At 49.4% G+C, this 13,898-nt stretch carries 12 protein-coding genes; 5 read left to right on the top strand and 7 right to left on the bottom strand.

Going from position 1 to position 13,898, the window contains the following annotated elements; genetic code table 11:
- Positions 1-696 precede the first annotated feature (696 nt).
- The gene (locus AC4PME_RS06335) at positions 697-1,584 is read right to left on the bottom strand and encodes a LysR family transcriptional regulator ArgP (protein ID WP_491045816.1); all 888 of its coding nucleotides are present in this window, start codon (positions 1,582-1,584) and stop codon (positions 697-699) included.
- Positions 1,585-1,696: 112 nt separating this feature from the next.
- On the opposite strand from AC4PME_RS06335, the gene AC4PME_RS06330 reads away from it, so the two are divergent.
- Complete coding sequence (locus tag AC4PME_RS06330) at positions 1,697-2,305, top strand: LysE/ArgO family amino acid transporter (RefSeq protein ID WP_232373426.1); 609 nt, start codon at positions 1,697-1,699, stop codon at positions 2,303-2,305.
- Between the two features lie 40 nt (positions 2,306-2,345).
- On the opposite strand, the gene AC4PME_RS06325 is transcribed toward AC4PME_RS06330, so the two are convergent.
- From AC4PME_RS06325 to AC4PME_RS06305, 5 genes are all read right to left on the bottom strand, one after another.
- Positions 2,346-3,011, bottom strand: coding sequence for a response regulator (locus tag AC4PME_RS06325; RefSeq protein ID WP_119502941.1), 666 nt, complete (start codon positions 3,009-3,011; stop codon positions 2,346-2,348).
- A 74-nt stretch (positions 3,012-3,085) separates the two neighbouring features.
- Positions 3,086-3,883, bottom strand: a complete 798-nt coding sequence (locus AC4PME_RS06320) for an ABC transporter permease (protein WP_119502942.1) — start codon at positions 3,881-3,883, stop codon at positions 3,086-3,088.
- Entirely contained in the window at positions 3,880-4,617 is a 738-nt protein-coding gene (locus AC4PME_RS06315; protein WP_119502943.1) for an ATP-binding cassette domain-containing protein, read from the bottom strand. Before AC4PME_RS06315 ends, AC4PME_RS06320 begins: the two co-directional genes overlap by 4 nt.
- Positions 4,614-5,570 carry a YVTN family beta-propeller repeat protein gene (locus AC4PME_RS06310; RefSeq protein WP_491045815.1) on the bottom strand — a complete coding sequence of 319 codons (957 nt, stop codon included), beginning with the start codon at positions 5,568-5,570 and terminating at the stop codon, positions 4,614-4,616. Before AC4PME_RS06310 ends, AC4PME_RS06315 begins: the two co-directional genes overlap by 4 nt.
- Before the next feature lie 2 nt (positions 5,571-5,572).
- On the bottom strand, positions 5,573-6,820 hold the full coding sequence (locus AC4PME_RS06305; protein WP_491529520.1) for an ABC transporter substrate-binding protein: 1,248 nt from the start codon (positions 6,818-6,820) through the stop codon (positions 5,573-5,575).
- Positions 6,821-7,050: 230 nt separating this feature from the next.
- Here AC4PME_RS06305 and pedF point away from each other — a divergent pair, with 230 nt between their 5' ends.
- The 4 genes from pedF to AC4PME_RS06285 all read left to right on the top strand — a co-directional run bounded on the left by pedF (position 7,051) and on the right by AC4PME_RS06285 (position 12,834).
- A complete protein-coding gene (gene pedF / locus AC4PME_RS06300; RefSeq protein ID WP_119502946.1) occupies positions 7,051-7,497 on the top strand; it encodes a cytochrome c-550 PedF in 447 nt (148 codons plus the stop codon).
- 5 nt (positions 7,498-7,502) lie between these two features.
- Positions 7,503-8,390 carry a substrate-binding periplasmic protein gene (locus tag AC4PME_RS06295; protein WP_491045813.1) on the top strand — a complete coding sequence of 296 codons (888 nt, stop codon included), beginning with the start codon at positions 7,503-7,505 and terminating at the stop codon, positions 8,388-8,390.
- A gap of 444 nt (positions 8,391-8,834) precedes the next feature.
- Positions 8,835-10,601 carry a methanol/ethanol family PQQ-dependent dehydrogenase gene (locus AC4PME_RS06290; RefSeq protein ID WP_491045812.1) on the top strand — a complete coding sequence of 589 codons (1,767 nt, stop codon included), beginning with the start codon at positions 8,835-8,837 and terminating at the stop codon, positions 10,599-10,601.
- 103 nt (positions 10,602-10,704) lie between these two features.
- The gene (locus tag AC4PME_RS06285) at positions 10,705-12,834 is read left to right on the top strand and encodes a 4Fe-4S binding protein (RefSeq protein WP_491045811.1); all 2,130 of its coding nucleotides are present in this window, start codon (positions 10,705-10,707) and stop codon (positions 12,832-12,834) included.
- Positions 12,835-12,855: 21 nt separating this feature from the next.
- On the opposite strand, the gene AC4PME_RS06280 is transcribed toward AC4PME_RS06285, so the two are convergent.
- Positions 12,856-13,875, bottom strand: a complete 1,020-nt coding sequence (locus AC4PME_RS06280; RefSeq protein WP_119502950.1) for a proline iminopeptidase-family hydrolase — start codon at positions 13,873-13,875, stop codon at positions 12,856-12,858.
- Positions 13,876-13,898: the final 23 nt, after the last annotated feature.

Below are 13,898 nucleotides of genomic sequence, written 5' to 3'. Positions count from 1 at the left end.
GATTGTATTTTTCCTGACAAATATTTTCTGTTGTATCTAATTTTCATTATTAGATTTCACTTGATATGGTTTTTGCTATTTAGAAAAAAGGGTTACGCCTTAGAGCATACCCTTTTAATTAAAAATTCATCCTAAAGCGTATCAAGCAGAGAGTGCTGCTGAGGCAATTGAATACCCAGCGACCGCAGTCAGTCCGACTATAGCGACAACCGCTAAAGGCGAAACTGCAAATGCAAGTCCAACCCCCACGGAACCCCATGACGCTCCAAAGGCAGCAGATCCAATTCCCACAGCGGCTCCACCAGCGGCAGCGCCAACTGCAACTTGAGTCGAGGAATCTGCCGCACCGGAAACGAGTGAAATTTCATGTGACGTCAATTCTGTCAAGGAACTTTCGTCAAGCTGACTAGCTTCATTTCTATTCATCAACGATGTTGCTGTTTTCGTTAAACCGTCCATTTTTTTCCTCAATATAATTAATTATGAATGCCTTATGACGAATTCATTATGCAATTTTTGTAAAAATGGAAAACTGGTTAATGGGACAGATCAATTGATGTTCCGGTAGGAAAAAGCAGGGGGATAATTACAGGAGTTCTGCTTGTTCCAAGGAGGTAGCAAACGATTTTAAATGAAATAAAGCACAATTTTGCGCGGCATTCTAAGATTAGTCAGAATTTGAAGGCCCCTCCACCACTAAGCCAACCGCTTTGCAGATTCGCGCAGAGCAAACTCCCGAAGTGTTTTAAGTTGCGGGCTTTCTGTTTGCCAGTAATGCCAGTACAAAGGCGTATCCACGTGATAACCCGGCATCAGGTCGACTAACTCTCCGTTTTCCAGTTCTTTATTCAGTTGCAGCACGGGTAACAAGCCGTATCCTATGCCGGCCAGCATGGCTTGCTTAAACCCTTCAGAGGACGGACAGAGATGCACCAGAGAGGGTGTGCTGCCGTTTACTTCCTGTAAAAAATCGTGCTGGAGCCTGTCGTGTTCATTAAACACCAGACAAGGGGCATCGCTGAGCTGTTCAGGCCCGGTAATATTGTACCGGCGAATAAACGCAGGGCTCGCAATCACTTTATACCGGAGCGCGCCCAGTGAACTCACTTTGCCCCCGTTTACCGCTTCCGCTGATGAGCATATGCAAACCATGACCTCTCCTGCTTTCATGCGCTGCAGGGCAATGGACTGATCTTCCGTAATGATTTCGAACTGAAACTGACATCCCGCCTCTTCTTCCGTTATCGCCAGTGCCGCCGGTAACCAGGTGGCCAGTGAATCCACGTTAGCCACAAGCTTTACTGTTAACGGACCGGATTGAACATCGTGACCGGCAATACCCTGAACGTTCAGAGCCACTTCAAGTTGCCGGACTTGCTGCAAATGATTCAGCAGTCTTTTGCCCAGTGCCGTTGCAGAAGGTGGCTGTGTCCGCACCAGTACCGGCTGTCCTAACAGTGCTTCTAACTGATGAATGCGTTTACTCACCGCTGACTGGGTCAGAAACATTTTCTTCGCCGCTCTCTCAAAGCCTTTTTCCGCAATCACATGGGACAGCGCATCAAGTAACTGGTAATCAATCATGAATATCAGGAATGTATAGATAGATATAGTCATTAGATTAATAGTAAAAATGCCATTAATCTAGCGCCTGTGTGTTGTCATCAACTGTTGAATTACTGAGCGGGAGCCCTTTGTGCAATCATTTTTATCCGGAATGGGATTAGGTATGAGCCTGATCATTGCTATTGGTGCACAAAATATCTGGGTGCTCAGTCAAAGCATGGCCGGTGCTAACCGGCTGGCAATTGCCCTGACCTGCATACTCTGTGATGCCGTACTGATTTTTCTCGGCGTTTTTACCGCCAGTGAAATCAAAACCTGGATCCCGGGACTCATTCCCTGGCTGACCTGGGCAGGTGTGGCATTTCTGCTCTATCTTGCTTTTGGTGCGGCCAAACGGGCTTACGAAGGGTCGTCGGGCCTGACTCTTCATGCAGAAAAAGCTGCCAAAGCATGGTGGAAAACCAGTCTTGCCGCGCTGGCAATCAGCTTACTGAACCCCCACGTATATCTGGATACCGTTGTTCTGCTGGGCAGTATCGGTGCTCTGCAACCTGAACCGCTGGTATTTGCTTTGGGTGCAACAACCGGTTCAGTGTTGTGGTTCGGCAGTCTGGTGCTGTTTTCTCCGGCACTGAAAAAGCTGCTGAAATCCCCGCTTCGCTGGCGTATTTTCGACAGTATTATTGCTGTAGCACTGTGTGCCATCGCCTGGCAGTTATACAACACACCTGCTGGCTGAACCCGGCCAGCCACTTCCGTTAAATTCCATTACGTTTTATTCAACGCATCAGATAGTGATTGAAATCGATACTCGCCGCGCACAGTGCAGCCTGAATGCGGTTGTGTACGTTCAGTTTATTTAAGATGGCTGAAACATGAGCTTTAACGGTGGTTTCCGCAATATTCAGCTCGTAGGCGATTTGCTTGTTCGATTTGCCTTTCGCAATACACTCGAACACCAGCAGTTGTCTGCGAGTCAGTGCTGCAATTAATTTAGGATCAATTTGCTGTGCGCTGTTCTCGTCTTTCGGCTTGCCGGTACCACTTTTACGGATAATATCCGGTGGCAGATAAACCTGGCCGGAAAGCACCTGCTCTAACGCAGCGACAATCTGTTCACAACTAGATGACTTGGTGATAAAACCCACTGCTCCATATGTAAATGCTTGCAGCACCACATTCTTATCTTCTTCCGCTGAGACTATCACAATAGGGATTTCGGGAAATTGATTACGAAACCGCACAATGCCGTTCAGACCATCCATACCCGGCATGTTCAGATCTAACAGCACCAAATCAATATCAGGATTCTCTTCAGCCACTTCAATTGCAGCATCAAGGTCTGTACAGGTAATGGTTTTTGTTTCTGCTATATTCCGCTCGACAAAGTCGGTAATGGCATAGCGAAACAGTGGATGATCATCTGCAACCAGGATTTCTACCATAATTGTAAACCTTTTGTTAATTCATGACTGATAGTAGTAAATTCCGCACAGGCCTGTCGAGCACTATGCACGGGTTATTTACCCGGCTTCTTCTTTTGTTGCATTCCACGTTTAGGATCGTAGCCCCAAATTGCAATACCGCAAAATACGACGGTAGTTGCAAAGGTGACCCAACCTGCGGTGGGATTCCAGCTCTCATATAACGCAAAACGAATCAGTTCTACTGCGTGAGTAAAAGGATTATATTGCGAAATCCAGTATAACCACTCGTTCGACTCTTTCAGTTTCCACAACGGATACAGCGCAGATGAAAGAAAAAACATGGGAAACACCACGAAATTCATTACACCGGCAAAGTTCTCCAGTTGTTTGATGAAAGATGACAGTAAAAGCCCGAGAGCGCCAAGCATTAATGCACCAACCAGCAATGCCGGTGCTGCGTATATGTAGCCCATAACCGGTACTTCGATACCCAGCAGATACGCCAGCAAAAAGAAGGCATAGGCCTGCAGTAACGAAATAATAGCGCCGGCAATGAGCTTACTTATCAGTAAAAACGGGCGGGGAAGCGGGCTGGTGAGCAGCACTTTCATACTTCCCATTTCACGGTCATACACCATGGACAGTGAGCTTTGCATACCGTTGAACAGCAAAATAATGCCCGCCAGACCCGGCATAATATATACATCATAAGTGATGTAGGTGTCGTAAGGCGGAATAATAGCGATACCCAGTGCAGCTCTGAAACCTGCGGCAAAAACAATCAGCCACAATAACGGCCTCACAAGGGCACTGACCAGCCGCGCCTTCTGATGCCAGAAACGCCACATTTCACGCACCACAATACCTTTAAATGCCATCCAGTACTTCATGCTGCTTCATCCTGTGTGGTCAGTTGCCGGTACAGGGCTTTTACGTCACCGGCCTGATATTCAGTGAGAGCAGTCTGACAGGGCATATCCAGCAAAATGTTCCCCTGATGTAACAGGATAAGGTTATCTTCCGGCAAGACTTCATCCACCAGATGGGTAGATGACAACACAGTAATGCCCTTCTCAGAGCACAGGTCGCGAATATGGCGGTTTATGCTGTCTCTGGTGGGCATATCCAACCCCACACTGGCCTCGTCGAGCAATAAAATGGCGGGTTCATGCAGCAACGCGCGGGCAATTTCTACTCTGCGGCGGTGACCACCGTTCAGTGAGCGCACTTTCTCATGCTGTCGCCCGGTCAAATCAAATCTGGCCAGTTCCCGCGCTATGGCGTCTTTCGTTGCAGAGGCAGACATGCCGTGCAAGCCGGCATGATAATTCAGGTTCTGATAAACAGTTAAATCTAAGTCCAGCGTGCTTTGCTGAAACACGATACCCAATGCGGCTAACGCCTTGCGCGGGGCTTTGGCTGTATCATGACCGCCCACAAAAATGTCACCTTCCGCACTTTGCAGCAACTGACAAAGCAGGTTGAACAGCGTACTTTTACCCGCGCCATTCGGGCCAAGTAACGCGTAGAAACGGCCCTGTTCCAGGTTCAGGTTCACATTGTGCAGTACTGTCTTTTGCTGATAACCGAACTGCAAGCCTGCGACAGATAATGCCAGGCTCATGGCTTCACCGCCACGCCCCAGGGATAACGTCCCACTTTCAGGGTTTTGATTACTTTTAATTTATCTGTATCGATGACTGATACATCGCCACTCACACCATTGGTGGTGAACAGCAAAGACTGATCGTTGGCGAAGGCGAGTTGCCATACACGACGTCCCACCAGCAGATAATCCAGCACTTCATAAGTTTTCGCATCGACCACCGCTACATGATTCGCAGGACCCAGTGCTACAAACGCATATTTACCGTTATCAGTCAGTTTCACGCCCACAGGCTGAATTTTATCCCTGTGCACTCCCGGAATTTTGAAATTAATCACCTGCGTAATCGCTTTGCTGTCCACATCAACGATGGAAACGGTTCCGCCAATTTCTGACGAAGCCCAGACGGTTTTACCGTCCTTGGTAAACTCCACGTGGCGGGGGCGCTGATCGACCAGTGTGTTGTCTACCAGTTGCTGATTTGAGGCGTCAATCCAGTGCAGCATATTAGTGGTTTCAGAGGTATTGATAACCCATCTACCATCAGGACTGGCAGCCATACCTTCAGGCTCCACACCCACGTCAATCTGTGCAATCACATCCCGTTTTTCCGTATCGACAACGGTGACTACGGCGTCGTCTTCGTTGGCGATATACAGGTGATGGTTATTGGGATGCAGCGCGAACTGCTCGGGATCTTCACCGGAAGGCAGATTATGGATGATCCTGTTGGTACTTACATCAAGGACCTGCACTGCGTCTGAATCGCTGGCGCAGATATACAGGTATTTATAGTCATTGCTGAAAATAATCCCCCTTGGCCGCATACCCACTTCGATGGTTTCAATTACTTCCAGTGAACCGGTATCAATGAGGGTCAATGTGTCATCTTTTTCGTTCGACACATATGCAACACCCGCCAAAGCAGGGCTGGCGAACAGCATCATTGCGGGGAGAACCAACGAATTCATACTTACTCCTTGACCATGGAACAACGGACTTCCGGCTTGTCATACCCCAGCGTATCTAAATCCGTCACGGGATGAAGAAAACCTTCCTGAGGAGACTGGGAAACCAGAGATTCCGGCTGCACTAACGGGATGGGCTGACGCAGTTGTCCGTTCCACTGGCGGAAGGTCAGTTTGCGTCCTTTGAACGCTGCCAGCTCAAATTTATCGCTCATAAGGTATTGATAAAGCGTAGCAGAGTTATTCGATTTTGTTCGGGTGACCGCTTCAGCAACGGCTCTTACAGCAAGCCAGGCGTTGAAGTCGTCGTCATTCATAGGGCGCTGATTCGCCTCAAAAAAGCGGTTTTGCAATTGGATAGCGCCCCACTGTTCAATACTGCGATGCCAGGAAGCGGCTTTGAGTCCGTGGGTACCGGCTACGGGACGGGGCAGCCAGGTGTTGTACGGTAAATAAAAGCCAAACAGGTTTTGAGTATCTGCCACCAGCACCACGTCATAATCTTCCCCCTGCGTCAGGGCGGGTACTTCCTGCTGGGAAGTACGGCGTAAATCCGTGTCGAAGGTCCAGGTTTTACGCCCGGTAATTTTGGTGCCAAAGCGTTTTGATGCCCGTTCAAACGCCTGCGCCATGGCTTTATCGCCTTCACCGTTACCGGTGACTAATAACCATTCCCGCCAGCGTTTTGCCATCAGAAACTGACCCAGTGCATCGCCCAGCATGGCGTAACTCGGGGAAGTGTGCAGTAAACCGGCCCGGCATTGATTTTGCCGCCAGCTGTCAGATTTGTTTGTTGCATTGAGCATCAGCCCGGCGTCGGCACCGGGCAGGGCCAGAATTGCCTGCAAGGTACTGTCGGGCACATCCAGGATCAGCGGCCCGCTATTGGCTTTAAGCCACGCCTGTACTTTGCCGGTGAGAGCCTCTCCGTTGGTATCTTCCAGCACCGTCAGCGCATAGCGATGTTTAAGAAAGCGACCGGTGGTATTGGAATCATCCGTCCCCAGCAAAGCGCCGGCAACACCATTGTTTTCAGGAGTTTTAAACAGCGCCAGTGAAGCAGAAGACGTCAGTCCGGTTTGTTTTACATAGGCGATATTTACCGGTAAGTCTTCAGCAAAGGATTGTGAGACGGGCACCAGCAGGCTTAGCAGACACGGCAGAGCCAGCAACCGCATTACATAACGTGATGCAGCTTTCAGCGGTATTGCCAGGCCAGGTGTCGCCATTATCGTTATTAGTGGGGCGAACATACCGGTACTCCTTTTGCGAAGGTGAACTAAATACTAGTTGATGACCCGTCCATTATGAATGAGCACAAAGGATGAAAGGTTTACTACCTTAGTACAATTGGACGAATCCGGCATATCACCTACCTTTTAAAACGTATCTGGTTATGTCGCAAACACAACAAAACCTACTCAAGTTGTCCGCCAACTCTAACCAGCATTGACACTATCTGACAACTTTTGGAGATGTATAAATGAAAAATTTCTCAACCATATTGCGTAGTACGCTGGCAGCAGTTATCGCTGTGTCTTCAGCGCAGGCGCTTGCTCATGGCGATGTTACACCACAGGCAGTGGACACCAGCGCGTTACCTCAACTGGGCGAGGAATGGAAAGCCACGAACCCTTACACTGGTAATGAGCTGGCAATCAAAATTGGTGACTCTGCCTATAACCAGAACTGCGCCCGTTGCCACGGCCTGGAGGTTATTTCTGGCGGTATTACTCCGGATCTGCGTAAACTGAATGACGAAAACGAATTCTTCAGTCAGGAAGAAGCTGACGACTGGTTCATGATGCGTATCCGTAACGGTGCAGTTATCGACGGCCGTGTTTACATGCCGCCATTCGAAGGCATCCTTAGTCAGGAAGCAATGTGGGCAATCAAATCTTACATCGAAACTCGCGGCACCCCCGAGTAACAGCTATGGCTCGCTTATTACGTTGCTGGATAACGGGCCTTGCGCTGGCTGCCTTTATGGCAGGCAGCGCTTTTTCAGTTCAGGCCCGAAGCTATGACGATATTATTGAGTCAGGCTATATCACCATTGCGGTCTACAATAATTTCCCCCCTTATTCTTTTCTGGACGATGAATCTCCCGCCGGTGTCGACATTGAAGTAGGGAAAGCCATCGCTGCAGGATTAGGTGTTGAGCCACGCTGGATGTGGATTAATGCCGATGAAAATCTGGAAGATGATTTACGACAGGCAGTATGGAAAGGCCATATCATTACCCGCCAGAAAGCGGATTTGATGTTGCGTGTTCCTTACGACCGTAAATTCAGTTACGGCATTGACGGATACGGTCTGCCCCGTAATGAAATGGTGGTGATGTTCGGCCCTTATCACCGTGAAAAATGGGCGCTGCTGAAGAATACTGAAAAAACCAATGGCATCGACACACTGGCGATTTTCCAGTACGAGAAAATTGCCGTGGAAATCGACTCACTTCCGGACACCTTTTTAGGTTCAACCATTGGCGGCAGATTACGGAAAAACATGGTGCATATTACCACCACCTTTGACGGCATAGACCTGTTCAAAAAAGGGGAAGTCGCTGCTGTTGCCGGCATGCAGTCACAACTGGAATGGGCACAACCTGCCTCCGAACAATACACCATCAATGCTACCGGTCTTGCTGCAATGAGCATTAAAGCCTGGGATATTGGTATGGCGGTGAAAACGGATTACCGGCAGTTGGCTTATGCCATTGAAGACATCACTGTTCCCATGATCGAAGACGGTCGCATGAAAGCCATTTTTGATGACTACAAGATTACCTACACGGTACCCGGGTTATACGCCGAAGAATAACCGGGCATACGGGGAGCGTGGTCCCGACATAAACACGCTTCCCATTTTAATTAAATCTTCCCCGTCCGTTTCAGTGCTGATACATCCCCAGACACACTGTTCCGCGTTCATCACGATTTGTTATGCAGACTACATAACCTATTGACCTGGTGTTATTTCCCTGTGCTTCTCACCCTCGCTTTTTGACCCGTTTTTCGGGGTATTACTACCAAGGGAGTAAAAATGATAATCCAAGGTTTAATGGTTGTTAAAAAAACATTAGCTAATACTGACCATGTCGTCGTCCGAAGATGTTCCATGCTTAGGGTCCGGAGGACGGATTAACAATAATGCAAGGCCGTAAGAAGAACGTTCCCAACTAATACAACTGTTTTTCAGACGAGCCGCTTGTGTAAAAAGGTGGAAAGACCACCGAAGCACCTGTTGAACTACTGGAGAAACCTGATGAAAAGTCGAACAGTTTCACGTCACCTGATTAGCTCTGCTGTCGGTCTGGCCTTGTCTCTTAGCACCTTAGGCGGTGTTCAGGCGGCAGGCGTTACCGATAAGGACATACTTAACGACGCTAATACCACCGGCGATGTTTTAAGTTATGGCATGGGCCCGCGCGGACAGCGCTTCAGCCCGCTGGACACACTGAATACAAAAAACGTTAAGAAAATGCACCCTGTGTGGGCGTTCTCGCTGGGTGGTGAGAAACAGCGCGGTCAGGAATCACAGCCTCTGGTACACGATGGCGTGATGTTCGTAACAGGTTCTTATTCACGTATTTATGCCATTGACGTTAAAACCGGTGATGAGCTGTGGCAATACGAAGCCCGTCTGCCAGACGGCATCATGCCTTGCTGTGACGTTATCAACCGTGGTGCCGCACTGTATGACGACCTGGTTATCTTCGGTACGCTGGATGCGATTCTGGTCGCCCTTGACCAGAAAACCGGTAAAGTGAAATGGCGTAAGAAAATGGGTGACTATAAAGCAGGTTACTCATTCACTGCTGCGCCTATGATTGTTAAAGGCATGGTTGTAACAGGTATCTCTGGTGGTGAATTCGGTATCGTAGGTAAAGTTGAAGCCCGCGATGCGAAAACCGGTGAACTGGTATGGACCCGTCCTACTGTTGAAGGTCACATGGGTTACCTGAACGGTGAAGAAAACGGCATCACCGGTGGTGAAGCAAACAAAACCTGGACTGGCGACCTGTGGAAAACAGGTGGTGCAGCAACATGGCTTGGCGGTACTTACGACCCTGATCAAGACCTGATCTTCATGGGTACAGGTAACCCTGCACCGTGGAACTCTCACTTACGTCCTGGTGACAACCTGTACTCTTCTTCACGTCTGGCTATCGATCCTGACACAGGCAAAATCGTTTGGCACTTCCAGACCACACCACATGATGGCTGGGATTTCGACGGCGTAAACGAACTGATTGCGTTTGACTATAAAGAAAAAGGTAAAACCGTTAAAGCGGCCGCAACGGCTGACCGTAACGGTTTCTTCTATGTACTTAACCGTGAAAACGGCGAATTCCTCCGTGGCTTCCCGTTCGTCAGCGGTATCACGTGGGCTGAAGGCCTGAATGATGATGGTACGCCAATTTACAAAGAGGGCGGTCGCCCGGGTAACCCTGCTGACAGCGAGAACGGTGAGAAAGGCGAAACTGTATTCTCAGTACCTTCATTCCTGGGTGGTAAGAACTGGATGCCTATGGCGTACAGCCAGGACACAGGTCTGTTCTATGTACCTTCTAACGAATGGGGCATGGACATCTGGAACGAGCCGGTAAGCTATAAGAAAGGTGCGGCTTACCTGGGTTCTGGTTTCACTATCAAATCTGTTTACGAAGATCACATCGGTTCACTGAAAGCCATCGATCCTAAGACCGGTAAAACTGTCTGGGAATATAAAAACAACGCACCTCTGTGGGGCGGTGTTCTGGCCACTGCGGGTAACCTGGTCTTTACCGGTACACCTGAAGGCTATCTGATGGGCTTCGATGCCAAAACAGGTGAAGAAGTTTACCGGTTCAATACCGGTTCAGGCATCGTCGGTTCTCCGGTTACATGGGAAATGGACGGTGAGCAATACCTGAGTATCTTGTCTGGCTGGGGCGGCGCAGTACCTCTTTGGGGTGGTGAAGTTGCCAAACGCGTAAAAGATATCAACCAGGGCGGCACAGTCTGGACCTTCAAGTTGCCTCGCTCGTAACGCGGGCATCGTAGCAGGGCTTTGGTCCCACAACCCTGTTACGAGTTTTTATTCAAAGAGCTGGTATGGACCTGACGCCCGCTCTTTTTTAAGGACCCGACTCATGACAGGATTCATTCATACTGCCTTTTTAAGGCTCCTCTGCACCGTTTTATTCAGCATCAGCGCATTCACCGCACAGGCCGAAGAAGTCAGTATCAATGATTCCCTTATCCAATCCATCTTTCCTAAAGCCACGCTCATTGGCGAAAAACAAACCGGTGTCCCCGTGCAACCGGTTTATCAGTTACAGGAATTGCTGGGCTATGTATTTGCCAGTAATGATCTGGTGAATTTACCCGGCTTCTCAGGTACCCGTATCAACCTGCTTATCGGCATCGACACAGCCGGAAATGTGAAAGGCATCCGGATAATCAATCACCACGAGCCCATTTTCCTGCACGGGCTCGGCCCTGAACCCATGCTCAATTTCATAAACCAGTATGAAGGCGTGAATGTGGGCCAGCGGGTAATTGTAGATTCTGCTGCCAGGAATAACCCGGACGACCTCTCTACGGTGCATGTGGATGGCGTGACCAAAGCCACGGTGTCGGTGATCATCATTAACGACACCATTTTGCTGTCTTCGCTGAAAGTTGCGCGTCAGTTATTGTCCGGGTTCGCCAGCTCCCCGCTGGCCACACCGAAAGACACGTTTGAGGAGAAAAGCTGGCAGCAGTTGCTGGAAGAAGGTCTGGTTCGTCAATGGCGTATCAGCCAGCAGGACATGGCCGGTGGTTTTAACATTGAGCTCGAAACCTTCCCCGGCGATACCTTTGAACTTTCTTACGATAACTTCGACGTGTATTACGCCTACCTGAACGCCCCGAATATCGGGCGTAATTTGTTGGGTGACAGCGAATATCAACGTTTAATGGGTATTCTCAAACCCAATGAACAGGCATTCCTGGTGATGTCAGAAGGTTTCTTCAGCTATCTGGAAGACGACTTCAAACCCGGCACGGTAGCCAATCGCATTTCGCTGACGCAGAATGATTTGCCCTTCCCCATGCGGGATTTAAACTTCTATAGTTATGCCGACCAGCAATTGGGCGCAGGCATGCCTGAGAGCGACGATGTGCAGGTATTCGTGGTAAACACCCAGTCCGGATTCAACCCCGGTGATACCATGTCGCTGAACCTGAATATTGATATTGCCCGCAACCACCTCATCCGCAATCAACTGCACCTGCACGACGACTACAGCTTGCCTGAATCCCTGTTTGATTTTGCTGAAGCCGTTGTAGAAGAAGCGCCGAAAGCGCCCTGGGTTCGGATTTGGGAAAACCGCATCGTGGATATTTCCGTTCTGGTGGTAAGCCTTATTCTGGTCACGTTGATTTTTATCTTCCAGCATCGTTTGTCGGCTAACGAGAAGCTATTCCGCTGGGTTCGCTGGAGTTTCCTGACCTACACACTGATTTTCATTGGCTGGCTGTGGCAGGGACAGCTTTCCATCGTCAATATTTATCCAATCTTGCAAAGTGTGATTAATGGTTTCGACATCAATATGTATTTGATGGACCCCATTCTTTTCATTCTCTGGAGCTACGTATTCGTAAGTCTGTTTATTGTTGGTCGCGGTATCTTCTGCGGCTGGCTGTGCCCGTTTGGCGCACTGCAAGAAATGGTGGGCTGGATAGCGAAAAAGCTGCGTATCCGTCAGAAGAAGGTGCCTTTCGACACTCACAGTAAACTCTGGTGGGTTAAGTACGCCATTCTGATTGGCCTGGTAATCACCTCTTTCGCCTCAGTGAGAGTGGCTGAAATCGCCTCAGAAGTGGAACCGTTCAAAACCGCTATCACATTGCAGTTTGTACGTACCTGGCCGTTTGTTTTGTATGCCGTAGCCTTGCTGGTTGCCGGCCTGTGGATCAATAAATTCTACTGCCGCTATGTCTGCCCGCTGGGCGCTGGTTTAGCGGTGCTCGGTTACTTCCACGCCGGTGAATGGCTTACCCGTCGCAAGGCTTGTGGCAACCCCTGTACCCTGTGTCATCACAAATGCGACATCAAAGCCATCACGCCCACAGGTGATATCAATTACAACGAGTGCGTGCAGTGTCTGGAATGTATTGTTTATTACAACAACGATGATTTATGCCCGCCGCTTAAGAAAGCAAAGCGGCAGGACAAGGCCGGGCGTAATGGAAAGCAGCGCAAAGGCGATGTAGAAATTTATACACCGGCCTGATTTCTGCCGGCGCCCTTTTTGTTATTCAGGCTCAGCAGCTTGAGGATCTTTCCTGTCCAACCAGCTTTTCAACAATGCAAACGTAATGCGTGGCCGGTCGTTATAGAAACCGTGTGCACCACCGGGTACCACAGCCAATTCTGCCCCCGGCGTCAGTGCCAGATAGTCCTGCACCGTATCAATCCGGGCTGAGTCATATTGACCAATCATAAACAGGGTTTTCATCGGGTCGATGTCTGCCAGTAAATGGGTGGCATCGTAGCTCTTTAGCACGCCGGTAGATGAAAACTCACTCGGTCCCCACATTTTGTTGTAGATAAGCGGATTAAAGCCGTTGCCGCCGACGTTCTCGTAGTAGGCTCTGGCCGCTTCAGTACCAATACCACGGGTGTAATAAACAGAATAAAGTTTGGTGTAAGCCTTGCGACAAACGTCGCCTTCCGGTGGCTTCGCTGATTCACACTGTTTCAGCGTTGCCTGTACGTCTTGCGGGGCGGCTTTTACCAGCAGGTTTGCATCCATGATCCAATGTGGCGTTGAAATAAACGTGCCTCCTAAAACCGTAGACACGGTGTGCTGCGGATATTTAGCCGAGTATTCCAGTGCCAGCGCCGAGCCCCAGCTATGGCCCACAACATGCCACTGTTCGATTTCGAGTGTCTTGCGAATGGTCTCCAGAGAATCAACGAAGCGTTCTACCCGCCAGTTGGCCGGGTCGTTTGGCTGCTCTGATTTACCGCTGTCGAGTTGATCGTACATGATCACCATACGATCGTTGGCCAGCTCCGTCATACCGGCGAAGCCATTGTGAGTGCCACCCGGACCACCGTGAATAAATATCACTGGTGTGGCGTTTTTATGTTCAAGGCCGTTTAAGCGCACATAAATCTTGCCGCCTTCTACCGGTACCATCAGTTCCTTCTCAGGCTGAGCCCAGGCTGCGGTTTCTGCCACCGAATTGAAAGACGTTACACAAAAAGAGAGAACAGTGAGTAATGATAAAGCCACAGCTTTGGCTGATGACGGGAGTTTGAAGCGCATGAACTAATCCGGTTTGTAGTCGT

The organism is Alteromonas sp. (genome assembly GCF_984505615.1).
Note: the sequence above shows the minus strand (reverse complement) of the source record. Positions and strands in the feature narration are given on the sequence as shown.

Bases quoted from the DNA above. Each gene is read 5' to 3' on its own strand.
- AC4PME_RS06335 (WP_491045816.1), bottom strand. From the start codon at position 1,584: ATGATTGATTACCAGTTACTTGATGCGCTGTCCCATGTGATTGCGGAA.
- AC4PME_RS06325 (WP_119502941.1), bottom strand. From the start codon at position 3,011: ATGGTAGAAATCCTGGTTGCAGATGATCATCCACTGTTTCGCTATGCC.
- AC4PME_RS06320 (WP_119502942.1), bottom strand. From the start codon at position 3,883: ATGAAGTACTGGATGGCATTTAAAGGTATTGTGGTGCGTGAAATGTGG.
- AC4PME_RS06315 (WP_119502943.1), bottom strand. From the start codon at position 4,617: ATGAGCCTGGCATTATCTGTCGCAGGCTTGCAGTTCGGTTATCAGCAA.
- AC4PME_RS06310 (WP_491045815.1), bottom strand. From the start codon at position 5,570: ATGAATTCGTTGGTTCTCCCCGCAATGATGCTGTTCGCCAGCCCTGCT.
- AC4PME_RS06305 (WP_491529520.1), bottom strand. From the start codon at position 6,820: ATGTTCGCCCCACTAATAACGATAATGGCGACACCTGGCCTGGCAATA.
- pedF (WP_119502946.1), top strand. From the start codon at position 7,051: ATGAAAAATTTCTCAACCATATTGCGTAGTACGCTGGCAGCAGTTATC.
- AC4PME_RS06295 (WP_491045813.1), top strand. From the start codon at position 7,503: ATGGCTCGCTTATTACGTTGCTGGATAACGGGCCTTGCGCTGGCTGCC.
- AC4PME_RS06290 (WP_491045812.1), top strand. From the start codon at position 8,835: ATGAAAAGTCGAACAGTTTCACGTCACCTGATTAGCTCTGCTGTCGGT.
- AC4PME_RS06285 (WP_491045811.1), top strand. From the start codon at position 10,705: ATGACAGGATTCATTCATACTGCCTTTTTAAGGCTCCTCTGCACCGTT.
- AC4PME_RS06280 (WP_119502950.1), bottom strand. From the start codon at position 13,875: ATGCGCTTCAAACTCCCGTCATCAGCCAAAGCTGTGGCTTTATCATTA.